The organism is Nitrosomonas sp. (assembly GCF_019635155.1).
Classification (GTDB): Bacteria; Pseudomonadota; Gammaproteobacteria; order Burkholderiales; family Nitrosomonadaceae; genus Nitrosomonas.
The window spans coordinates 72,334-96,172 of the sequence record NZ_JAHBZY010000009.1; the positions used below are offsets into that span (position 1 = coordinate 72,334).

The following is a 23,839-nucleotide window of genomic DNA, read 5'->3' on the forward strand; positions in this document are numbered from 1 at the left end:
TTCCAATCAACATGTTTCCAATCATGCCTGGTTGAAGGTTATCACGGGAAGAATTAAAACGAAATGCGTTGTTATCATGACGCATGAGAATGGAGTGTTTTCTTAATGCGCTTGACCGGTTTTTGCAGGATTCAGGCCCTTTGCAGCGATCAATATTCCAAGTACCGCCAGCCATGCAACGATCGGAAATGCATGCAAATAACTGCCGGTGATGTCTTTGATGCTGCCGGATAACAGCGTCCCGATAATGGCGCCGGCACCGTAAGCGGTAAACACCAGACCATAATTTTGTGCGTAATACTGCTTGCCGAAAAAGATACCGGTCGCGGTGGGCGCTAACGCCAGCCAGCCGCCCAGGCACATCCACAACACGCAAAATGCAAACAGGTATAGCACGGCATTGCCTTGCCCGAAAAAGAACACGAGCAACGATGCGCTTAGAATCATCGCGAATGAAATGATCGCGGTATACCGTGGCCCCAGCTTATCGGTTAAAACGCCGAACAGCGGCCGCCCGAGCCCGTTGAATACCGCGAACAGTGACACCGCGAATGCGGCGGTGGTCGTGTCCAACTGCGCCAGTTCGGTGCCGACCGGCGATGCGATGCCGATCGCCATTAATCCCGCTAAACAGCCGATTGTGTACGTTGCCCACAGTGCGTAAAAGTTCGTGGTTTTCAACATGGCTTGCCGGTCTAAATTGAACGCGGACGGTGCCGGTGCTGCGGCAAGGGTTTCGGGCTCCGCAGAATTCCATTCGCGCGGCGGGAAACGCAGCAACTGCGCTAGCAGCATGATAATGACCGTGAATATAATTCCAAGATACAGAAAGGTATGCATGATCCCGATGTCCGGTTGATGAATCATCGTTTTCATTAGCGGCGCGATGAGTAATGCCGATACGCCAAAACCCATGACCGTCAACCCGATCGACAAACCGCTATGCCGCGGAAACCATTTGGCGACCACGGCGATCGGGCAACCATACACAATACCGACTCCCGCGCCGCCGATGATGCCATATAACAGTGTCAGCGTGACGATATTCACGGAAAAGCTCGCCGCAATCCATCCGGCTCCTGCCAGGAAGCCGCCGAGCGTGGCTGTCATTCTCGGTCCCCAACGTTCGATCAGATTACCCGCCAATGGCATCGCGATCGCAAATACCGCCAGAAAAACCATGAACGGATAACCGCTTTGAACCGACGTAATGCCCCAAAAGCTTTCCAGCGGTTTTCTGAAAATACTGAAGGCATAAATCGATCCCAAACAAACATTGATCAATAGCCCGATCGCTACAAATACCCATCGGCCTTTTGCCGCGGCTATGCCGAATAATTTCAAATCGCACCGGGTTATTTCGGTTTCTTTATTCATTTTTTGTTTTTCAGTTGATGGTATCGGTGGACGCTAAACCACTTTTGATAATCTTACCGGTTCTTTGGATTTGAGGGGAGTCAATCCGGAAGATAATCACGATTACTGCAACGTGAACAATGCGATATTGCGGGTATGAGAGTTAACTGATTGCGCAATACTTACCGTCCGGCGTAATAAGTATTGTGTTTTACTTTTTCGTAACAAAAAACTGTACGATCGAAAGGTTGGGAATAGCAGACGAGCCGCATTGCGCGGCTCTTGCGTAGTAGTGCTACCTTACTCCGGCATTTTCCACGACTTCCGGTTGCGATTCCGCCGATTGATTCAATGCTTCCAGTGCTAATTCCAGAACGGGTGTTTGTTTGCTGATCAGGCGGACTTGCAGCGAATCCGTCAATGCATTGAGCGGCGCGCCGCCTTGATAGCTGAAGCGGATGGCAATTTGGTCGCCTTTGGAAACCTGCATGGATTCCGGCAATGGGAAGACGATGTATTGCGTATGCCAGTCGATGGTGCTGCATGTCGTCACATTGATCGCCAGTAAATTTTTGGTGATGAGACGCAAAGCATTGAGCTGACCGTCTTCGGTAATCAGAATTTCTCCATCCCATTGGCAGGTTTGACTATAGGGTTCGGCATACGCCAGCATTTGAAATACTTCGGGGTCTCCCAAACCTTTGCTTCGTTCCTGAATGACGTAAGGATTCTGGAATTGAATCGTCGGCGCGTAAAACCCGGAAAAATGAAAATCGTGTTCCAGCGGTTGAATCGCTTGGATACTTGCTTCCGGCACAAAGACCGGCAGCGGTTCGCCGAATTTCTTCAGGTAGCGTTGTTTGAAAGAATCGATCACCGGCATTTGTTTTTCACGTAACAAACCGGTATGCAACATTTCACAAATCACCACATCGACCGGTTCCGGTGGCAAGTAGTGCATGGCGTCGGCTTGGATAAGCTCGACTTTGCCGCCGTTTTGGTTTTGCGCCAGGAGATTGCGCGCGGCGTTAATCAACTCCGGGTTGCGTTCAACGCAATAAACCTTTTGCGCTTTTTGCGCAGCGAAGAACGATTGCACGCCGGTGCCACCGCCTAGTTCCAACACCTTGGTACCCGGCTTGACCAATAAATCGATCGCCTCTTTAAAGCCTTGCATGCGAGCTGTGTCGTTTAGCATATTGTGATGATAATGCAGCGGTATGAATTGACCGAGCTCCAAACTTTCATATTTATTTTTCATGGGGGTTCCTGAGTGTTGAATACTGCCGGTTTATAATGAATTGCTTTCAAAACTGACAGCAATGATCATGCCAACCGGTGACAGGCGCATGATGACGGGGTCTGGCGTTTTTCAGCCGGGGTTCTGGGAGCGCATTGCCGCTCAGACCGGCAAATGTTGCCGTATTAAAAGGGGAAAATTGTAATGACAGAACCGACGATTACGTGCCCGGACTTCGGTGTGGGTCTTTAATGCATCAACGCTTGCAGTATGCCGACGCATAAAAATTATGGACAAACCTGGTGGGGCGCGCAGTGGCTAAACGCGTTGTCGCAAATCGATTTTGACAACCGGCTGCCGCGGGGGCGCAGTTATGCCAATAAAGGTTCGGTGACGAAAATTGAGATTCAGCAGGGAAATATACATGCCAAAGTGAAAGGCTCCCGTTCGCAACCTTACACGGTGAGAATCGAGGTTCCGGCTATGCCGATACCACAGGTCAAGGGTTTGCTTGACGCCCTGGCGCATGATCCGATGATTATCTCGAGAATGCTCAACCGTGAGCTGGATTCCGCTGTTCTGGAGCATGCCAAAATGCTGAACATCGATATCTTTCCGGCACGCTGGTCGGATCTATCCATGTACTGTTCTTGTCCGGATTGGGCGGTGCCTTGCAAACACCTGGCCGCAGTGATTTATTTGATTAGCCGCGAAATTGACGGTAATCCTTTCATTGTGTTTTTGTTGAAGGGAGTCGATCTTATTCAGGAATTGGAAGCCCGCCATATTTCGATTGAAAGCGAAGCCAGGGCTGCGCTACCGGCAGCCGGGGATTTGCTGGCTCAATCTCAATCGCATCAACATGCAACGGCGGTGCTGGATGCCGTTGACGTTGCGGACTATAGCACGTTGGACTATTCCACTTTGCCTGACCTTTCGGTTTCTCTGGTGAATGTGCTACCTGCAAATCCTGCCTTCTTTCAGCAGGGCGATTTTCGTGTCATTTATGAGAAGGTGATGAAACGAGTGACCAAGCAGGCACGGCTTTCACTCAATACTGCCGTGGAGGTTGATCGCGCGAAATCTGTAATTACCACTGCGGATAAGCCGCATCTATCTCTCGATACCGGCTATCAGCCCATCCTTACCGGAATGACGACGTCATTGCGCTGGCTGGATTGGGTAACCGGTCTGCAACAAATTGCCGAAGCTGATTTGCCGGATCTGCAGCCCGAAGTTGCGGCTATGTTTCATGCGTGCATGGTCAGTTTGCATTTGCTGGCCAAGGGCGCAACTTTGCCACAGGTATTCAATGCCGGTGAACTAGGGGTGGGATTGCGCTGGTTGCCGGCGATGCTGGATGAAACAGTGAGCGCTTTGATCGGTCGATTGGCGGCGCGATTGCCATCCGGATTATTGGCTTTTCACGCTGATAAGAAAGTGATCGATCTCTCGGGAGAAGTACAAGCTGTGGCGCTATGCAGTTTATTTCTAAACGAGTTTATGCATCGATGGAGTGATGCTGGTGCTGAAAAGCCATATGGCAACAAACTGATTGATCTGTTTTTTGGCCAGGGTTACGCACGGTTTGAAGGGCCTGGGGAAGGCGAGATAGGTAGCGGGGTGCAATTGTGGCTGGCGCGCTTTCATATGAATCATCAGGCCCATGTGCCGGTGCTGCGATTAGAGGAAGAAAATATTGGATTCAGCTTGTCGCTGGGCGTTGCGGCACGTAATGATCTGCTACAGGAACCTGCTTCATTTGCTAGTCTGTTGATCGATCCGGCATGGCAGGAGAGTCGTTATAGTGTATTGAAAACAGTGGCATTGCTGGCGGAATTTTTACCGGATTTTAATAGCTACATCAGCACCGGCGCAACAACGCCGATAGCGCTGAGCTCCGAAGCGCTCCCGGCATTTTTGTTTGATGTGCTGCCGGTGATCCGGTTGCTTGGAATACCCGTGTTATTGCCTAAGACCCTAGACCGCGTGCTGCGGCCCAAGCTATCGATGAAACTATCCGGCAAGAATACCGGAAGCTCCGGTTACCTCAATGCGAATGATGTTTTCGGTTTTGACTGGACGGTGGCGATTGGTCATAGCCAGCTCTCGCATGCCGAGTTTGAAGAACTGGTCAAAACTGCTCACGGAATTGTGCGCTTCAGGGGTGATTATGTTTATCTCGATCCTGCGGAAATTGAACGGTTGCGTTTGCAATTGGAAAAGCCGCCGCATGTTACGCAAGCGGAACTGCTACGAATTGCTCTGACCGGGGAGTATCTGGGCACGCCGGTAACGCTGGATGCGCGAGCGCAAGCCATTATTCGTGAATTCATCGAAGTTAATAATGTGCCACTGCCGGTAGGACTGAATGCAACTTTGCGGCCATACCAAGAACGCGGCTATGCCTGGTTGTACCGCAATATCCGTATTGGGTTTGGCAGTGTGATTGCCGACGACATGGGTCTGGGCAAGACACTCCAGGTGATTGTCACCTTGCTGAGACTCAAAGAGGAAGGAAGGCTGGAAGAGGCGAAAGCGCTCGTGATCGTGCCAACCAGCTTGCTGACCAACTGGGTGAAAGAGATTGCACGCTTTGCACCAACGCTGAAGGTGGGTGTTTTTCATGGCGCGGAGCGTGTGCTGGAGATAGAACGATCTGATCTGTTGCTGACGACCTACGGCGTGGCGCGATCTGACCTGTCCAAGCTCAAGAAATTATCCTGGCATATCGTCGTCGTCGATGAAGCGCAAAACATCAAAAACCCGGCTGCTGAGCAAACTAAAGCTGTCAAGGCGATTCCGGCGGCAAGTTTCGTTGCCTTGACCGGAACGCCGGTTGAAAACCGGTTATCCGAATACTGGAGCATCATGGATTTTGCCAATCGCGGTTTTCTGGGGAATCTCACCGGTTTTACCAAAGAGTTTGCGACACCGATACAAAGCCACCATGATCAGCACGCGGCGAATCGTTTTAAACGCATCACTAGTCCGTTCTTGCTGCGACGGCTTAAGTCGGATAAAAGCATTATCAGCGATTTGCCCGACAAAATTGAGCAGAATCAATATTGCGAATTGACGGAAAAACAAGCGGCATTATATGAATCCGTCGTGCGTGAAGCGCTGCAGGTGATCAACGGTGAATCCGACACATTCAAACGCCAAGGATTGGTGCTGCAAATGATCATGGCCTTGAAGCAAATCTGTAATCATCCGGCGCAATACCTCAAAAAAGGAGATTCCAGCGCCAACTTATCGGGCAAAGCCGGATTGTTTCTTGATCTGCTTGACCCCTTGCTTGCCGCGCATGAGAAGGTGCTGGTGTTTACGCAATTCCGCGAAGCGGGTGAGTTGCTGTCGGGCTGGATCAAAGAACGATTCGGCCGGGAGCCGCAATTTCTGCACGGCGGTGTTGCACGAAAAATACGCGATGACATGGTAGATCGTTTTCAGAACGACCGTACCGAACGCATATTTCTGCTGTCGCTCAAAGCCGGGGGCACCGGTCTCAATCTGACAGCCGCCGCCAATGTGATCCACTTTGATCTGTGGTGGAATCCGGCGGTTGAAGCGCAAGCAACCGACCGGGCCTACCGTATCGGACAGCAGCATAACGTACAAGTGCATCGCCTGATTACCCGCGCCACCTTCGAGGAACGCATCAATGACATGATTCAATCCAAGCGGAATTTGGCTGATATGACCGTGGGCAACGGGGAAAAATGGATCGGGAATCTGAGCAATAGCGAACTGAAAGATATCTTTAGTTTAAGGTAAACTTTACTTCAATATTTGAAAAGCCTCTGAATGATCGTCATTTCGAGCACAGCGGGAAATCCTGCTGATTGCAAACGATTCTTCACAACATCCGGAATGACAAATGCAGGTTTCTCAGAGCAACCTTTTAATAAATCGCGCAATCTCACGCTATCGACTGGAGAAACAGTGTTATGACAGAACCGACGATTACTTGCCCGAACTGTAAAACCGAAATCAAACTGACTGAATCGCTGGCGGCGCCTTTGATCGAATCGACCCGCAAGCAATTTGAGCAGCGGTTGGCGCAAAAAGATGGCGAGATTCAGCAACGCGAGCAAGCGATGCGAGACAAGGAAAAGTTACTGACGGAGGAAAAGCGTAAGTTCGACGATCAAGTGGCGCTGCAAGTGTCCGAACAATTGAAAGCGGAGCGCGTGCGGGTAATCGCGGAAGAATCGCGCAAAGCGAAGCAGGCTAGCGCTGCCGAGCTGGAGAGCAAAGTGCGGGAGTTGATCGAATTGCAAGAAATCCTCAAATCCCGTGACGAGAAACTGGCGCAGGCGCAGCAGGCGCAAGCGGAGCTCATCAAGAAGCAACGCGAGCTGGACGACGCCAAACGCGAACTGGAATTGACGGTTGCCAAGCGGGTACAGGAAGGCTTGGTGGAAGTGCGGTTACTAGCTAAAAAAGAAGCCGAAGACGAACAAAAATTCAAAGTGCTGGAGAAGGAGCAAACCATTGCCGCGATGCAGAAACAGATCGAAGATCTTAAACGCCGAGCCGAGCAAGGTTCGCAGCAATTACAGGGGGAAGTGCAGGAGCTCGAACTGGAAAGCTTGTTGCGCATGAAATTTCCGCTCGATGCGATCGAGCCGGTGCCGAAAGGCGAATTCGGCGGCGATGTATTGCACCGCGTGATCGGCGCGGGAGGGCAAGCCGGCGGCACCTTGTTATGGGAGTTCAAACGCACCAAAAACTGGAGCGATGCCTGGCTGGTGAAACTGCGCGACGATCAACGTGCCGCCAAAGCGGAAGTGGCGGTCATCGTCAGCCATACCTTGCCGAAAGGCGTGGAAACCTTTGAATTGATCGAAGGCGTCTGGGTTACGCACCCGCGCGCCGCGTTGCCGGTTGCGATGATCCTGCGGCAATCATTGCTGGAGATCGCGCTGGCGCGCCAATCCTCCGAAGGTCAGCAGAGCAAAACCGAAATGGTCTACCAATACCTCACCGGCCCGCGCTTCCGCCAGCGCGTCGAAGCCATTGTTGAAGCGTTTTCCACCATGCAGGAAGATCTCGACAAGGAACGCAAAGCGATCATGAAGCAATGGGCCAAGCGCGAGGAACAAATTGAGCGCGTAATGAGTGCAACGGTCGGCATGTACGGCGATTTACAAGGCATTGCCGGGAAATCGTTGCAGGAGATTGAGGGGTTGGAATTTCCTGCTCTTGAAGACAACAAAAACTTATAAAATTGGGGGCTATGAGACTCAGGTAATGAGCCTGTCAGTAGAGTAGAATTAAGAAATTTGGGGGAGGATTATTATGGCGAGCGCTAAAGTGCTACGGCAACTAATTAGGGCAGGAAGTGACGGGGATATTGCGGCATTCAAGGCCGCATCGAAGTCCATTATTGAAGAAGAACGGCAGAAGCAGCACCACTTGCTTGCCAACGATCTGGAGCAGATTCTATACGGCGAATCAAAACCTGTTACTTCAAGCTCGCTCTCGCGCCTGCTACCAAGCTTGCCAACAGACAAGGAACGTGGATTGCCATTGCTGGACATTCGGCAGTCACAGCGTTCGCTGGAAGAGCTTGTTCTCTCCAAGGTGGCGCTTGCAGCCATAGAAGATGTATTAGAAGAGCATCGTCGAGCAGATATTCTTAGGACTTATGGATTGCAGCCTTCATCCAAGGTGCTTTTCTTTGGCCCTCCTGGGTGTGGCAAGACCATGGCAGCCGAAGTAATCGCATATGAATTGGACTTGCCCCTTGCTATTGTGCGGATCGACACATTGGTTTCATCCTATCTTGGTGAGACCGCGGCCAATTTGCGCAAGGTCTTTGATTTCATCGAGCAGAATGCAGTAGTCGCCCTGTTTGATGAGTTTGATGCTTTGGGTAAAGAGCGTGCCGACAATAGTGAGCATGGCGAATTACGGCGTGTAGTCAATGCCGTGTTGCAAATGATGGATGCCTATCGAGGGAAAAGCCTTCTAATCGCTGCCACCAATCATGAACAGATATTGGATAGCGCAGTATGGCGGCGATTCGATGATACACTGAAATTCCCTTTACCTTCTGCCGAATTGCTGCCCAAGATATTGCAACTGAAACTTCGAGGCGTGAGACGAGAGTTTGAAGTTGCTGTGCCGGAGTTGGCCAAGATGTTTAAAGGGCTAAGCCCAGCAGACATCGAGCGGATTGTGCGGCGTGCTATAAAACGCATGATTCTTCGCAATCAAGAATTCCTTACCGTGAAAGATTTGTCTCAAGCAAAAGAAAGGGAAACACGGTCTGCTCGTTAATCAAATCTGGGAGAATACATGGCTGGTGCCTATGAGCATATTCGCATTGAGAAAGAGCCACTTATCAATGATCGACGCACAGCGAAGCAGAGAAGTATTAAAGGAATTGTTCGCCCTGATCCGGCAGCCCATGGACGATTTCTAGGCACGGCATTACGCGGGGCAGCCCAAGTTGCCAAAGCGCAGCCAGGTGCAGAAGACGGAAATCTCGTTCTCAAATTGAGTTATTCCGGCAGCCTCGATCTCGGCAAGCTCAATAAGCATGGTATCGAGTTCATCAGCCAGGAAGACAAAACTGTTTGCATTGTCTTCACATCAGAACAAGGCTTGGCTGAATTTGCCGATCATCTTGCCCGATTGGGGCTTCCTGAAGGTCAGGATCTAAGCTATCAGAATTTGTTGCTTGCTCTTGATGGCATTGGCAATTGGTGTCGAGAAGACAGGGAAAGCTGGGCGATCAAACATTTTGGCATTCCTTATTCGGCCACGTTCAAGCTAGATGTTGAGCTATGGCCGTTGGGTGGTGTGCATAGCCCGGAGCGGACATCAACCGTGCATCGGTTTGAGGAATGGATCAAAACTCATGGTATTCATCAGATTGACCGGATTAACCGTGATAGCCTTTTATTGTATCGGCTTGATGTAACGAAAGAACAAGCCGCGCATCTTTTGGAACATAGAGATGTTCGTCTGGTGGACTTGCCGCCACGCACCGGAATTACCTACCAGCAAATGGATGTACCTGTTACGCCTCATGTTGATGGGATCAGTTCACCTCCATCGGGAGCAGCGAGAATCTGCATCCTCGACAGTGGTATCAACAGCAATCACCCGCTGCTACGTGCGGCATTCGGTGAGGCCGAAAGTTACATAGCGGGACAAGACGCCGAAGACGAAGTCGGGCACGGTACTGCCGTGGCCGGGATTGTCTTGTACGGAAATATTGAAGAATGCCTTGCCGCGGATCAATGGAAGCCTGAGCTGGTGCTGTGCAGCGGCAAGATCATGACCAAAGCTGCAGGTACGAATGAGGCAGTGTTTGATGAGAAAACCATTGAGCAGACCATCGAAAAAGCCGTCGAGTATTTCGCCGGGGAGTTGGGTTGCCGGATTTTTAATCTTTCCCTTGGAAACGAGAACGTCCCCTACGATGGGCGACATATTCGGGGGATTGCCTATACGCTAGACAGGCTGGCGCGCGAATACGATATCCTGTTTGTTGTCTCGGCTGGCAACTTTCGCGGTACCGAAACGATACCTCAGTCCGATTGGCGGGCAGAGTATCCAGAATACCTATTGATCCCTGAGTCGTTCATTATCGACCCGGCACCAGCATTGAATGTGCTCACTGTCGGTGCATTGGCAAATCACACCGCAAACGCAGACGAGCAGCGATACGGGGATAGGTATATTAATGCGCTAAGCCCAGCATCGGAGGATCAGCCCGCTCCATTTACACGCCACGGCCCTTCTATCAAGGGCGCGATCAAACCAGACCTGGTCGCGCATGGTGGGAATTTGGTATCGCCGATGCGGCAGGAAGGCCAGCAATTTCGAAAAGACAATCGTCGCCTTGGCGTTCTGGTTCCGAATCATGACTTCATCGGAGCTACTCTGCTCAAAGACATTTCCGGCACGAGTTTTTCTGCACCTTATATCACTCATTTGGCCGGGCGATTGCTCAACACTTATCCCCGCGCATCAGCAAACCTACTGAGGGCATTGCTGGTCAACCACGCCGATGTTCCGCCAGCTTGCATTGCGGCCTTTCCCGGGCAGATGCAAGAACACCTGCGTCAAGTTGTTGGCTATGGCAAGGTGAATACCGACACGCTGTTCCGCTCTACCGATGACAAGGTAGTACTCCTTGCCGAATCGGCTATCGAGAACGATAGCCATCAGTTTTACGAACTGCCATTGCCTGATGAGTTTTTACGCAGCAACCGCGCCACACGCCAGATCAGGGTGACACTGGCTTATTGCCCACCCGTGAAGACTACGCGCATGGAGTATTTGGGTACGAAGATCAGCTATCGCTTGGTCAAGGGGGGGTCTCTCGATGAAGTGCAGCGGCAATTCAATCAGAAATTGAAAAAGGAGGAAGATTCCACCGGCGATGCCGCAGCCAGCAATCGGACTATTACGTCACAAGAACGTGAACGATGCACGGTACAGTCCTCAATCTGGACATTGAAACAACTATCACCAAAGCAGAAATGGTTCGTCGTGGTTACCCGACAAGACAAAGAGTGGGGACGCGCAATTTGTCTGGATGAAGAAAACTACGCCCTGGTGGTCTCGGTCAGCGACCGCGAAAATCTTGAGGCTCGGCTGCACGCCCAAATTCAAGCCCGTGTTCGTGAGCAAGTTCAGGCTAGAGTGCGTCTTGGCGCTTGATTGAAAGAACTTTATGCAGAGGTTTGAAATTATTGCAGAAGACTGACAAGCTAGAATTCACGGTTTTACAATAGGCTAGCCGTAAGAATATGAAGGAGGGAGTGATATGTCCGCCACAAACTTTAAAACCGAAAACAATACCTACCGGAAGCTGATCGGTAACGGACTGACTTATCGTATCCCACGTTTTCAGCGTGACTACAGTTGGACGGAAGACGAGTGGGAAGATTTGTGGATGGATATTCTTGGTACAGTTCGAGAAGGCGGTGAGCCGGCGCATTACATGGGCTATCTGGTGTTGCAATCGCAGGATGATAAGAATTTTGATGTCATTGACGGTCAGCAGCGCTTGACGACATTGACGCTGATTGTTTTGGCGATACTCAAGAATCTCAAGCGGCTGGTCGACGGAAAAAATAATCCTGAGCATAATCAGCAACGCATCGAGCAAATACGCCAAACCTATATCGGCTATTTGGATCCGGTGACATTGGTGTCGCGCAGCAAACTAACGCTGAACCGTAATAACGATCATTATTTTCAAACGTACCTGATGCCGCTTGGGCATTTGCCGCAGCGCGGTTTTCGTGCTTCCGAGCACGGCTTACGCAAGGCGTTTGAATGGTTTGATAAACGTGTACGTGAGCACGCCAAAAAAGCAAGCGGTGACGAAGGTGTCGCGTTGGCTAGTTTGGTTGAGACGATGAGTGATCGATTATTTTTCACTGTCATCAGTGTGACGGACGAGCTCAATGCTTATAAGGTGTTTGAAACGCTCAATGCACGTGGAGTGCGTCTTTCATCCACGGATTTGTTGAAAAATTATCTGTTTTCGGTACTGCACCGGGATGGCGAGCATGCGCATGAAATGAACGCGCTGGAAGATCGCTGGGAAGCGATGATAAGCCGGCTTGGCAGTGAGAGTTTTCCGGATTTTCTGCGGGTGCATTGGATCAGCCGGAAAACTTCGGTGCGTCAGTCCGAGTTATTCAAGACCATCCGTGCTCAGATTATTGACCGTGAATCCGTGTTTGAATTGCTGCGCGGCATGGAAGAAGATATGGATACTTATTTGGCGTTGACCAACCCGGAAGTGTCGTTATGGGCGCCGAATCTCAAAGGATTTGTGCAGAATTTGCGGATGTTCAGCGTGCGTCAACCGTTTTCTCTGTTACTGGCGGCGCATCGCAGATTTTCATCGGACGATTTTGAGAGCTTGTTGCGCAGTTGCGTGATGATTTCGTTTCGATACAATGTTATCGGCAGTTTGCCAACGCATGAACAAGAACATGTCTATCATAGCGTAGCGCAGAAAATTTCCAATGGTGGCTTAACAACAGCTCCTGAAACGCTGGATGTTATGAAGCCGATTTATCCAAATGATGACAAGTTTCGTGGCGATTTCTCGGAAAAAATATTGCGTACTACCAATTCCCGTAACGCGCGCATTGTCCGTTACATCTTATGCGCCCTGGAGTCTCAGTTGAACGGACAAGATTATGATTTTGAGAGTGACAGCATCACGATTGAGCACATCTTGCCGCAAAATCCGACGTCAGGCTGGTCCGCTTTTAACGAAGAGGAGGCGGATGCCATGGTTTACCGTCTTGGTAATATGACTTTGCTTACTAAAGGCCAGAACCGTGATTTGGGTAATGCTGAATTTACTATTAAAAAACCAGTGCTGGCCGCCAGTAATTTTGAGCTTACCCGTAATGTGGTGAAAGATAACGTTGATTGGACGCCGGAACGCATCGCCGCACGCCAGAAGGCGATGGCTAAAGTCGCTACTAGTGTTTGGCGGATCACCCAACTTTCTTAAGATCGAATCAATAGTGATCGGCAATATGTCACGGAATCAACTTCAATTCGTCCAACCAGACTTTCGCTTCCGCGTCCGATGGTGCGCGCCAGTCGCCGCGTGGTGATAATGAGCCGCCGGAGCCGACTTTCGGGGCATTGGGAATGCATGAGCGTTTGAATTGGCTGGTTTGAAAAAAGCGTGACAGAAACACGCCGAGCCATTGCTTGATGGTGGCGAGGTCGTATTCATTCCGCGATTGTTCGGTGATGCCGTCCGGCCAGTGGCCGGTCAGCCGGTTACCCCAGGCATGGTTTGCGAGAAATGCAATTTTTTCCGGACGGAAGCCGAAGCGAGTGACGTAGTAGAGGTTAAAATCCTGTAACTCGTAAGGACCGATGATTTGCTGCGTGCTTTGCAATGGTTTGTCGGGTGATTGTGTGGGAATCAGTTCCGGTGAAATCTCAGTATCCAGGATGGCGGCTAATGCCTCGTTGGTGGCGTCGTTAAACTGCCGGCTGCCGATAGTCCAGCGGATCAAATGCTGGATCAATGTTTTCGGGACGGATGCATTGATGTTGTAATGCGACATGTGATCGCCGACGCCGTAGGTGCACCAGCCGAGCGCGAGTTCGCTGAGATCGCCGGTGCCGAGTACCAGCGCGTGATGGAAATTGGCGAGGCGGAATAAGTGCGAGCTGCGTTCCCCTGCTTGCACGTTTTCAAAGGCGATGTCGTATTGAGGCTTGCCGTCAGTAAATGGGTGCTCGATATCTTTCAACATTTGCAGGCAAGACGGGCGAATGTCGATTTCCTGACCGGTGACGCCGAGTGCGGCCATTAGCCGATGCGCATTGGCTCTGGTCGCTTCGCCCGTGGCGAAGCCCGGCAGGGTATAAGCTAGAATGTTGGTGCGTGGCAACTCTAACCGGTCCATCGTGTGGGCTGCGGCAATGAGCGCGTGCGCCGAGTCCAAACCGCCGGAAACGCCGATCACGATCTGCTCGGTTTTGGTGAATGCGAGTCGTTTCATCAATCCATGAACCTGAATTTGGTACGCTTCATAGCAATGCTCGTCGCGTTTTGCCGGATTGTCGGGAACGTACGGGAAACGTGCTACCGGGCGATGTAACGGCACGGTGTCTTCCGGCACGGCAAACTCGAATTCGATCCGGCGGAGGCTGCGCAATTGCTCCCGATGCAGTTGCACCGTATCGTTGAAACTGGTGGTGCGCATACGGTCCTGGATCAGCCGCTCGAGATCGATATCGGCGGTGATGATTTGCTGTTGATCGGAGAAACGCTCGGATTCCGCGAGCAGCTGATGGTTTTCGTAAATCATCGCATGGCCATCCCATGCCAAATCGGTGGTTGATTCACCGGGACCGGCAGCGGCGTACATGTAAGCTGCCAGGCATTTGCTTGATTGCATGGCGCATAGGTTGCGCCGGTAATCGGCTTTGCCGATGGTGATGTTGCTGGCCGATAAATTGGTAAGAACGGTGGCGCCAGCAAGCGCGGCGTAAGTGCTGGGCGGCAGCGGCGTCCACAGATCTTCGCAAATCTCGGTATGGAAGGAAAAATGCGCAAAGTTGGTTGCGTTGAAGATCAAATCAGCGCCGAACGGAACAGTATGCCCGAGAAAGCTTACTTCACGGGTGAGCGCGGCATGTGCCGGTGTAAATTGCCGCTTTTCATAAAATTCCCGGTAATTCGGCAAATAGGTTTTCGGCACGATACCGAGGATACGGCCGCGATAAATCACCAGCGCGCAGTTAAATAACTTGCCTTCTAATTGCAACGGCGCGCCAACTTGTAGAACCGGCGTAAGTTCCCGACTGGCTTCAACGATGCGGCCGATACCCGCAATCACTGCATTGAGTAAGGCTTGCTGATGCAATAGATCGTCAGCGGAGTAGGATGAGATACTCAGTTCCGGAAAGAGTGCGATGGCCGATTTGAGCTTGGATGCACGCATTGCAAGTTCAATGATGTGATCGACGTTGAATACCGGATCGGCAACTTTGAGATACGGAATGCAGGCTGATACCCGGATAAAGTGGTGCGAGTAAATCGAATGGAAATTTTTCAAGAATGCCTCCGTCATATCGCCGTGTTGGGCTCATGCGTGAATAACAAAGCAAATGTTACACGCACTGGGATAATTCTGGCAAAACGATCCATTCGTTTGGATTGGTGCGTTTGGGTAAATCCATGCAAGCAGATGCGGTAGTTTGTTCCATTATGTTTCAGATCCTGAATGGACTCATGCTGAAACAGTCAGAATCAGGGGTTTTTGATTAGAATCAATGAAAATGGAGTGTTTGCGGCGATAATGCCAAGCGGGTAGTAAAGAAATGGCTTTAGCAAATTGCTGCTCGTCAGTATGAACGATTGAGGCCGCGGGATAACATAATTTCACAGCCAAGATGATTATTGTATATGCAATGTGGAGGGAATTAGGTATATACTGAAAGTGTGTTGGTAGAAGTGGGGGAAGAATAAGCAATTACATTCTTCACTTGTTGTTATCCAGCCACTGAGATTTTTCAGAAGTCATTGTGTTTTTTAATAACATTCAAACAGGAGAAATCATCATGAGATTACTATCAACTGCAGTTGCAATCAGTGCATTGGCTTTAATTATGAATGCCCAAGCTTGGGCATCCGATGCGGGACACACATCGGAAGCAATGGAGCATGCTGGAAAAGCTCAGGCTCATGGAGAAATGGGACATGCCAAAGAATCGCTGGAGCATGCCAAAGACAGTTTAGCGCATGCTAAAGCGGCAAGGGATGATCATGCCGCATCGCACAAGCACATGGATGAAGCGATCAAACATTTAGAAGAAGCGATCAAACATGCTGAGATGGGCCATGGTCAAGAGTCTGCTAAACATTCGGAAGAAGCGATGAAACATATGCGCCAATCCGGGCATTGATGGATTAAATCCATTTCCCCTCAAGGAATCGAGGGGAAATGCAGCAATTAGTTTTTCGCGCCCATTTCTAACGCCAGTTTTCTTGATAACTGCGCTGCTTCCTCAGAAATTCCCATATCCAGCCACCCCTGCAAATGGGTACACGTTATATCCGCTATCGCTGCTATCCAATCATGACGTTCGTTGAGGCACGGAATGTAATGGAACTCCTGTCCACCGGCCTGAATGAAAGTATGCTTTGCTTCAATTGCAATTTCTTCCAGAGTTTCCAGGCAATCCGAAACGAAACCGGGACAAACGATATCCACGCGCCGTGTTTGCGCTTTGCCTAATTGCTCCAGCGTGACCGCCGTATAGGGTGTCAGCCATTGCGCTCTGCCAAAACGCGATTGAAAGCATACGACATATTGTTCGGTTTGCAGTGCCAACGCTTCGGCCAGTAAGCGCCCGGTTTTCTGGCAATAGCAATGGTAAGGGTCTCCCTTGTCCAGGCTGGACCGCGGGGTGCCATGAAAACTGATGATCAGCTTGTCGGGCCGGCCATGAACTTCCCAATAGTCGCGTACATTCTGTGCCAGTGCAGCGATATAACCCGGGTGATCGTAATAGTGCTTGACAGTGCGAATCGCGGGTTGATTACGCATTTTTCCCAATACGGCAAATACATTGTCCATGGCTGCCGCGGTACTGCTGGCAGCATACTGCGGGAACAATGGGATGACAAGAATGCGTTCGCAACCTTGCGCTTGCATATCGGCCAATACCGTCGCGACCGAGGGTTTGCCGATATTCATTGCATATTCGACAATAGGCGGATTGTTTAACCGGGTTTGCAATGCTTCCCGCAGCAGTTTGATCTGCCGTTCGGTGTGCACTTTCAACGGAGAACCTTCCGGCATCCAGATTTTTGCGTATTTTTCCGCCGATTTCTTGGGCCGGAAAGGCAGGATGAAGCCGTGCAAAATTGGCCACCAAATCAGTCGCGGCATTTCGATAACACGCCGATTACTCAAAAATTCCTTGAGATAGGGGCGTAGTGCTACGGCAGTCGGCGCGTCGGGTGTTCCTAAGTTAATGAGCAGCACACCGGTTCGACTCGGTGAGCCGTGCTGGTAATTTGATTTGACTGACATCGGGATTTAAGTTGAATTTGATTACAGGATCATCGATTATTGCTGAGATAAACCGCTGGAGAGCAGCCGGGCGGTAATATCCACGATGGGAATAATTCGCTCGTAAGCCATGCGTCTGGGGCCGATTACGCCGACCATACCAACCACTCCGCCTTCCATTTCATAGGGAGCGGTTATGACGCTGAATTCTTTCAGTGACGTAACCTCGGATTCTCCACCGATAAAAATTTTAACACCATGAGCTTGCCGGCTTAGTTCGAGTAATTGCAAGAGCTTTGTTTTGCGCTCGAATAATTCAAACAAATTCTTCAAACTCGTTAAATTTTCGGAGAGATCGTCGATTTGCAGTAAATTATGCTCGCCAGCGAGCACTACCGCTTCGCTACTCTCATTGATGGCATCGCCGCCGACTTCAATCGCCGCGCTCATGAGGGTGATCATTTCGCTGCGCAATTGCTTCAATTCAGTGCCCAATCGGCCTCTGATTTCGTCCAGGGTGCATCCTGCATAGTGCTGATTGATAAAATTACCGGCTTCAATCAGGTCGGATTGATTGTACGGCGTATTGGTAAAGATAATACGGTTTTGCACATCCCCTTCGGGGGTAACGATGATCAGCAAAATGCGTTTTTCCGAGAGTGCCATGAATTCAACGTAGCGGAAGATCGCTCCTTTGCGTTTCGGTGTCACGACAACACCTGCAAAACGGGTCAATTCCGAGAGTAGTTGTGAAGCGGCATTGATTAAACGCGAAGGGTTGTCTGGGTGTAGCTGATTTTCCAAATGATTCAATTCCGTTTTGTCCAGCTTCTTCACGACGAGCAACGTGTCCACAAAGAAACGATAACCCCTGGGTGTCGGAACTCTTCCGGCGGAAGTATGCGGGCTGGCGACCAATCCCATTTCTTCAAGATCCGCCATGACATTACGGATAGTGGCCGGACTCAAGTCTAAGCCGGAAAATTTGGATAACGCCCGGGAACCCACCGGTTGCCCTTCGTGGATATACCGTTCCACTAGGGTTTTTAATAGTATTTGCGCACGCTCGTTTAACATGGTTTTATTTTACACCAGTCAGCTGGGTTTATATTTGAATGCAAGTAATCAATCGTCCAATTTTGTGTATGCTAAACTTCAGCGGTGTTCGTATTCCAGTCGCCTAGACGGATTGAATCCACTGGGAAAGCTGGATGTTTTCTCAAGGAATATTTCCTGTTAAATATGTACAAATGGTGATTTTACAACGCTATATGGGGTATTACTGGCTAACTTATTTTATTTTAACGGTAATGACGGTATTAATATTTAATTCCAACCCAGAGCAATAATAGTTAATCATATTTTCCTGTTATGAATTCATCATTTTCGACCATTGCATTGGTCGGTAAACATAAAAATCCCGAAATCGCGATACCGCTGCTTAATCTGGCTGAATACTTGACGACCAAAAAATACAAAGTGTTATTTGATCACCTGACAGCCGCAAATATTTGCACGGATTTATATCCGGCACTATCACTGGAGGAGATCGGTGCGGAAGCGGATTTAGCAGTGGTGATGGGCGGCGATGGCACGATGTTAAACATCGCACGCATGCTGGTTGCTTACGATGTGCCGTTGATCGGCATTAACCAAGGCCGATTGGGTTTTCTGACCGATTTATCCATCGATACCATGTTCGAAACATTGGATGAAATGCTGGCGGGAAGCTATATCACGGAAAGGCGTATGTTGCTTTATACGGAGATCCTTCGTGAGAATGCCAATGTTTTTAGTAGTCTGGCATTTAACGATGTGGTGCTGTATCGCGGCATGAGCAGCGGAATGATTGAGCTGGAGGTTAAAGTTAACGGTGAATATGTGAATACCCCGCGATCCGATGGATTAATCGTAAACACTCCTACAGGATCAACGGCATACGCGTTGTCTTCCGGTGGCCCGATTTTGCATCCCAATTTGGATTTAATTGCGCTGGTGCCGATTTGTCCGCATACCCTCAGTAATCGGCCGATCGTGATCGGTCCGGATGCTGTCGTTGAAATCCGGATGATTAGTTGTCAACAAGTCAGAATAAATTGCGATAGCCATTCCGGATTTGATTTGGAACCTACCGACAAAATTTTTATACGGCGCTTTCCTCAATCGGTTCGGCTGCTCCATTCCGTTCATCATAGCTATTACCGGATGCTAAGAGAAAAATTGGGTTGGAGCGAGTTTCCATGATCGCGCGACGAATTTCGCTATCATGCTGAGACAGATAAGTATCAGAAACTTTGTCATTGTCGATCAGATCGATCTCGATGTGATGCCCGGTTTTACGGTACTGACCGGTGAAACAGGCGCCGGGAAATCGATGCTAATCGATGCGCTGACTTTGATCCTGGGGGAACGCAGCGATGTCAATCAGATCCGGCAAGAATGCGAACGGGCCGAGATCAGCGTTACTTTTGATATTCGCGACTTGCCTTCGTTGGTGCATTGGTTAAACGACAATGATTTACAGGGTGAGCCGGATAACTGCTTGATGCGCCGCATCATTGAAAGTAACGGCCGATCGCGCAATTATATCAATGGTCATGCGGTGACATTGCAACAATTGCGAATGGCGGGGGATTTTCTGATCGCGATTCACAGCCAACATGCGCATCAGATACTATTACAAAAAGATGCGCAACGGGAATTGCTGGATGCATTTGCCGGTTGCAGCGAACTGGCGCGAACGGTCAAATTGGCTTATCAGCACTGGAGAAACTGTCAACAGCAAAGAATCGACATGGAAGAACGTGCGGCGGAATTGCTCGGTCAGCGCGAACAGCTTGAATGGCAGCTGGAAGAATTGTCTGCAGTGCGTTTTTCATTGGAAGAGTGGCAGTCATTGCAAGCGGATCATGGCCGGTTGTCGCATTTGGCGGCGTTAATGGAAACGGCGGAGATGGCGATCAATACGTTGTCCGACAGCGAATCGTCGGTGCTGGAGCAACTGAATGCTGTGATTATGCAATTACAAAATTTGCAAGAATATGATCAGCAATTAAAGCCTATCGCCGACTTGCTTGATTCAGGACATATTCAAGTACGGGAAAGCTTGTACGAGTTGAAACACTATCGTCAGAACCTGGAGTTGGATCCCCAGGTATTGCAGCAAATCGAGCAGCGAATGTCGGCGATCCACGCGACCGCCAGGAAATTTCGCATGAATCCGGAACAACTGCCTGCATTGATGGAATCGCTATCCCGGCAACTGAAAATGCTCGGTTCAGACGCCGATATTGATCGCTTGCAGGCACTCGAAACGGCTGCGTGGTCCGATTATCATCAACAGGCCGCGCAGTTGACGGTTATCCGCCAGAATGCCAGCCACGCGTTATCGCAGCAAGTGACTACGGCGATGCAAACTCTCGCGATGGAAGGCGGCCAATTTTCTGTTGCATTGATTTCATTGGAACAGGGTAACGCCGATGGCTTGGAACACATTGAATTTCAAGTTGTGGCGCACCAGGGGTTGCCGCTACGGCCGCTGGCCAAAGTTGTTTCAGGAGGCGAGTTATCAAGAATTAGCCTGGCTATTCAAGTAATAACCAGCGGAGTCGGCGCTGTGCCCACCCTGGTTTTTGACGAAGTCGACGTCGGTATCGGCGGAAAAGTTGCTGAAATCGTCGGTCAGCTATTAAAAAAACTAGGGCAGGAACGGCAAGTAGTGTGCGTTACGCACTTGCCGCAAGTGGCCGCAGCCGGTGATCAGCAATGGCAAGTCGTGAAATCCGTTCGTTCCGGAGAAGCCGCACAGGTTGTGAGTCATATCTCAATCTTGGATTCGCAGCAACGCGTCGACGAAATCGCCCGGATGCTGGGGGGTGCTCAAATCACTGAAACAACACGGCGGCATGCTGCAGAAATGTTGCAAAGCGAAATCAAGTGAACGAACGCAGCAATTTTCCGGAACAGTCTTAACGAATAAAGTGACGAGTTCCTATCATATCGACGATCATGCGCCGGTAGGATTCGGATTTGCGGATTTGCAGCAGTTCGAGATTGCTGAGGTTGTCGGTCAGAACCATTCCGTTCGATTGATTGATTGCCAGATGACGATCTTTTAACCAATTGCGTTGCTCTGGCGGGATTGATGCAGCACTCAAATCGAGTGCGTGATGAGTGGCGAGAAAGATAAAATCATTAAAATTTTCACTTGGGTCGGAAATGAATACTCGCTGATGCGGAAAAACCTGCGCCAGCGTTTTTGCGACCGACGCCAAAGCGGCGTTTTGTCCATTGTCGTAAAATGCGACGAAATTGAGCGCCAACATCCCTTGTTTCGTCAGCAAGTCACGCAGTTGAGCAATGGCTTCAACTGTCAGCAAATGAGTAGGTTCTGCTCCGCCGGTAAAAACATCCAAAATGATTAAATCATAAGGCCCTTTCAACTGGCGGACTTCGTAGCGCGCATCGCCGATGATTTGACGGCCTGTCGGGGTGAATTCGAAATATTTGCTGGCGGCTTCGGATACTGCAGGATCAATTTCCAGCGTATCCGTTTCGATACCGAACTCCTTCAAGGCCGCAACCATGTGACCGGCGCCTTGGCCGATCAACAATGCATTCCTTATTGTCGGTATTAATGCCGGGATTACCGTCACAATTTTCTGATAAGTCAAAAGATTTTCCCCGTGATTGAGACTGGCGGCGCCGATTGTCGAGGCATCGACGGTTAGCAGGCGCATATTTTCATGCGGTTGATCTATGACTCGAACCCAGCCGTATAAGCTTTCGCGTTCAAACACGGTTTGAGAAGCATCATCGGATTCCGTTTTACCGGAACCGGCTATCTGCGGATAGAGCGCCAGGCCGATCACGAACATCAATGTAGTGGGTGCCCAGGTGATTACGGATTTCTGATATTTCCGCTCGATAACCGTAACAATTGTTGCCAAGGCGAATAAAGCGAGTCCCAGTCCAATAAAAATTTCTCGAGAGCCGATCAGTGGAAACAAATAAAACCCCAGAAACAGTGTTCCGATGACGCTGCCCACGGTGCTGACCGCATAGATCGAGCCGGTACTGGCGCCTACGCTGGCCAATGTGGAGGTTGATAATTTGACGGCGAATGGCCCAACCATCCCGAGCATGATCAGGCTGGGGGAAAACAATATCAGTGTGCTCATAAAACTGCCGAGGCGTAATCCTAAAGAATCCGTCGCCAATAGTACCGGTCCGGTGAGCCAAGGGATAATGAGCGTTAATAGTCCGGCTGCCGCAATGATGAACGACAACCCGGAACGTGTCCGATCCGCCCAGATACCCCCCCAGTAATAACCTAATGCGAGCGCAATCAGCGTGACGGAAATAAGTGAAGTCCATACGTAAAGACTGGCCCCGTAGAAAGGTGCAATCAAGCGTGTTCCTAGCAATTCGATGACCATGACGGCCGCACCGGTTAAAAAAACAGTGCAGTATACCCAGACACGGTCGAACAATTTTGTCGATAAATTTGAACTCATGATGGAGCGTATGTAGATGAAAGAAGGGTGGATATCAGCGATTAGCGCGATTTTTATATTTTAAAGATAGCATCTCGATTATGAAATGCGACAAATTGTCGCAGCTAAGTGCGTATGTGAAAATAAAACATCGTGAGATTCTGCAACGCTTTAACCAAGCGATTTCAAAGGGTGCGACAATTTGTCGCATTGTCATTTGCTTGATTCGGAAATATGATCGGCTCCAGAAAACAAGGATTGTGCAGTTCTGAATGATTGACTGGGGAGTCATTTTCAGTTCATGGCAAGATCGGATCTATAGGATGTTTTCACAAAAAATGAAAAATGATTAAGGCAAAATAACAAATTAAGGGATCGATATGAAGAAAATCAAACAGCTCAATTTATTTTCTCACAGTGCTCTGGCAATTGCCGCTTTTGCGGGCACAACGCAGTTCGCTATGGCGCATACGCGGCTGGAAACCGCAACTGTTGCGGAAAATACCCGCATAACCAATAACGTCATCATCAGTCATGGTTGCGGTGAAGAGAACGTGATTGGTACGAGCGTAGTATTTCCTGATGGCGTGGATTCCACTATTCTGGTAGATGGAAATCCGCATACGGGTTCTTTGACGGATTTTGTGCAGAATTGGGGAAATCTGATGCAGCAGAACTTTAGTACAGCGGTTTTTAGTTCTCAGGATGAAAAAACCGATTCGTTGGGTAATGTGGTCGGTTTTTGGGCGGGTGGCGGTAATTCATTGCCGCATACTTTGAATGGTTATATTCCATTCCGAGCCGGTGCTGTTGTTATAGAACCGACTTCCTGCGCGAAAAGCGTCAAGTTTTATATTTCGATTGCGGATATTTGCGAAATCACTGATACCGCAGGATTCAGTGAAGCGACGGTTAATTTATGGACCCATAATAACCTGGGCACCGCATACGATCGCGTAAGTACGACCGACGACGGTCCTGCGTCATACATCGTTACCCGTACCAGTGCATTACCGACATCTTGCGGTGCAACAGGGGTGGAGGTGGAAGTAAAACCTTCGGCTGCGCAAATAAACCGCGATATGCCGATCAAATTTAACGGCACGCAAGTATGGCCTAAATAATCGACAAGTTCGTTTGGCAAAACCTCACCCATCCCTCCTGTTTTGTTCCGGGTGAGGTTTCATTTACTGAGTTGTGTGTCGAAT

At 49.8% G+C, this 23,839-nt stretch carries 15 protein-coding genes; 9 read left to right on the plus strand and 6 right to left on the minus strand.

Annotation, left to right across the window (positions count from 1 at the left end):
• Positions 1 to 102: 102 nt before the first annotated feature.
• Entirely contained in the window at positions 103 to 1,377 is a 1,275-nt protein-coding gene (locus tag KF839_RS07990) for an L-lactate MFS transporter (protein WP_292917313.1), read from the minus strand.
• A 274-nt stretch (positions 1,378 to 1,651) separates the two neighbouring features.
• Positions 1,652 to 2,617 carry a class I SAM-dependent methyltransferase gene (locus tag KF839_RS07995; protein ID WP_292917314.1) on the minus strand — a complete coding sequence of 322 codons (966 nt, stop codon included), beginning with the start codon at positions 2,615 to 2,617 and terminating at the stop codon, positions 1,652 to 1,654.
• Between the two features lie 249 nt (positions 2,618 to 2,866).
• On the opposite strand from KF839_RS07995, the gene KF839_RS08000 reads away from it, so the two are divergent.
• The 5 genes from KF839_RS08000 (at position 2,867) to KF839_RS08020 (ending at position 13,103) form a co-directional block, all read left to right on the plus strand.
• Positions 2,867 to 6,373: an SNF2-related protein gene (locus tag KF839_RS08000; protein ID WP_292917315.1), complete on the plus strand. Its 3,507-nt coding sequence runs from the start codon at positions 2,867 to 2,869 to the stop codon at positions 6,371 to 6,373.
• A gap of 173 nt (positions 6,374 to 6,546) precedes the next feature.
• Entirely contained in the window at positions 6,547 to 7,827 is a 1,281-nt protein-coding gene (locus KF839_RS08005) for a DUF2130 domain-containing protein (RefSeq protein ID WP_292917316.1), read from the plus strand.
• Between the two features lie 73 nt (positions 7,828 to 7,900).
• Positions 7,901 to 8,884: an AAA family ATPase gene (locus KF839_RS08010; RefSeq protein ID WP_292917317.1), complete on the plus strand. Its 984-nt coding sequence runs from the start codon at positions 7,901 to 7,903 to the stop codon at positions 8,882 to 8,884.
• An 18-nt stretch (positions 8,885 to 8,902) separates the two neighbouring features.
• Positions 8,903 to 11,281 (plus strand): S8 family peptidase, encoded by a 2,379-nt coding sequence (locus KF839_RS08015; RefSeq protein WP_292917318.1) that lies wholly within the window; start codon positions 8,903 to 8,905, stop codon positions 11,279 to 11,281.
• Positions 11,282 to 11,387: 106 nt separating this feature from the next.
• A complete protein-coding gene (locus KF839_RS08020) occupies positions 11,388 to 13,103 on the plus strand; it encodes a DUF262 domain-containing protein (protein ID WP_292917319.1) in 1,716 nt (571 codons plus the stop codon).
• 28 nt (positions 13,104 to 13,131) lie between these two features.
• Here KF839_RS08020 and KF839_RS08025 read toward each other — a convergent pair whose 3' ends face one another.
• Positions 13,132 to 15,174: an NAD(+) synthase gene (locus tag KF839_RS08025; RefSeq protein WP_292917320.1), complete on the minus strand. Its 2,043-nt coding sequence runs from the start codon at positions 15,172 to 15,174 to the stop codon at positions 13,132 to 13,134.
• Between the two features lie 505 nt (positions 15,175 to 15,679).
• Here KF839_RS08025 and smbP point away from each other — a divergent pair.
• A complete protein-coding gene (smbP, locus tag KF839_RS08030; protein WP_292917321.1) occupies positions 15,680 to 16,024 on the plus strand; it encodes a small metal-binding protein SmbP in 345 nt (114 codons plus the stop codon).
• Between the two features lie 47 nt (positions 16,025 to 16,071).
• Here smbP and hemH read toward each other — a convergent pair whose 3' ends face one another.
• Together hemH and hrcA are read right to left on the minus strand one after the other, a co-directional pair.
• Entirely contained in the window at positions 16,072 to 17,157 is a 1,086-nt protein-coding gene (hemH, locus tag KF839_RS08035) for a ferrochelatase (RefSeq protein WP_292917322.1), read from the minus strand.
• A gap of 36 nt (positions 17,158 to 17,193) precedes the next feature.
• Entirely contained in the window at positions 17,194 to 18,213 is a 1,020-nt protein-coding gene (hrcA, locus tag KF839_RS08040; RefSeq protein WP_292917323.1) for a heat-inducible transcriptional repressor HrcA, read from the minus strand.
• 294 nt (positions 18,214 to 18,507) lie between these two features.
• Between hrcA and KF839_RS08045 the strand changes: the two genes are divergently transcribed.
• Positions 18,508 to 19,380, plus strand: coding sequence for an NAD kinase (locus KF839_RS08045; protein ID WP_292917324.1), 873 nt, complete (start codon positions 18,508 to 18,510; stop codon positions 19,378 to 19,380).
• A 22-nt stretch (positions 19,381 to 19,402) separates the two neighbouring features.
• The gene (recN, locus tag KF839_RS08050; RefSeq protein WP_292917325.1) at positions 19,403 to 21,076 is read left to right on the plus strand and encodes a DNA repair protein RecN; all 1,674 of its coding nucleotides are present in this window, start codon (positions 19,403 to 19,405) and stop codon (positions 21,074 to 21,076) included.
• 28 nt (positions 21,077 to 21,104) lie between these two features.
• Here recN and KF839_RS08055 read toward each other — a convergent pair whose 3' ends face one another.
• On the minus strand, positions 21,105 to 22,652 hold the full coding sequence (locus KF839_RS08055) for a fused MFS/spermidine synthase (protein ID WP_292917326.1): 1,548 nt from the start codon (positions 22,650 to 22,652) through the stop codon (positions 21,105 to 21,107).
• A gap of 359 nt (positions 22,653 to 23,011) precedes the next feature.
• On the opposite strand from KF839_RS08055, the gene KF839_RS08060 reads away from it, so the two are divergent.
• Entirely contained in the window at positions 23,012 to 23,755 is a 744-nt protein-coding gene (locus tag KF839_RS08060) for a hypothetical protein (RefSeq protein WP_292917327.1), read from the plus strand.
• Positions 23,756 to 23,839: the final 84 nt, after the last annotated feature.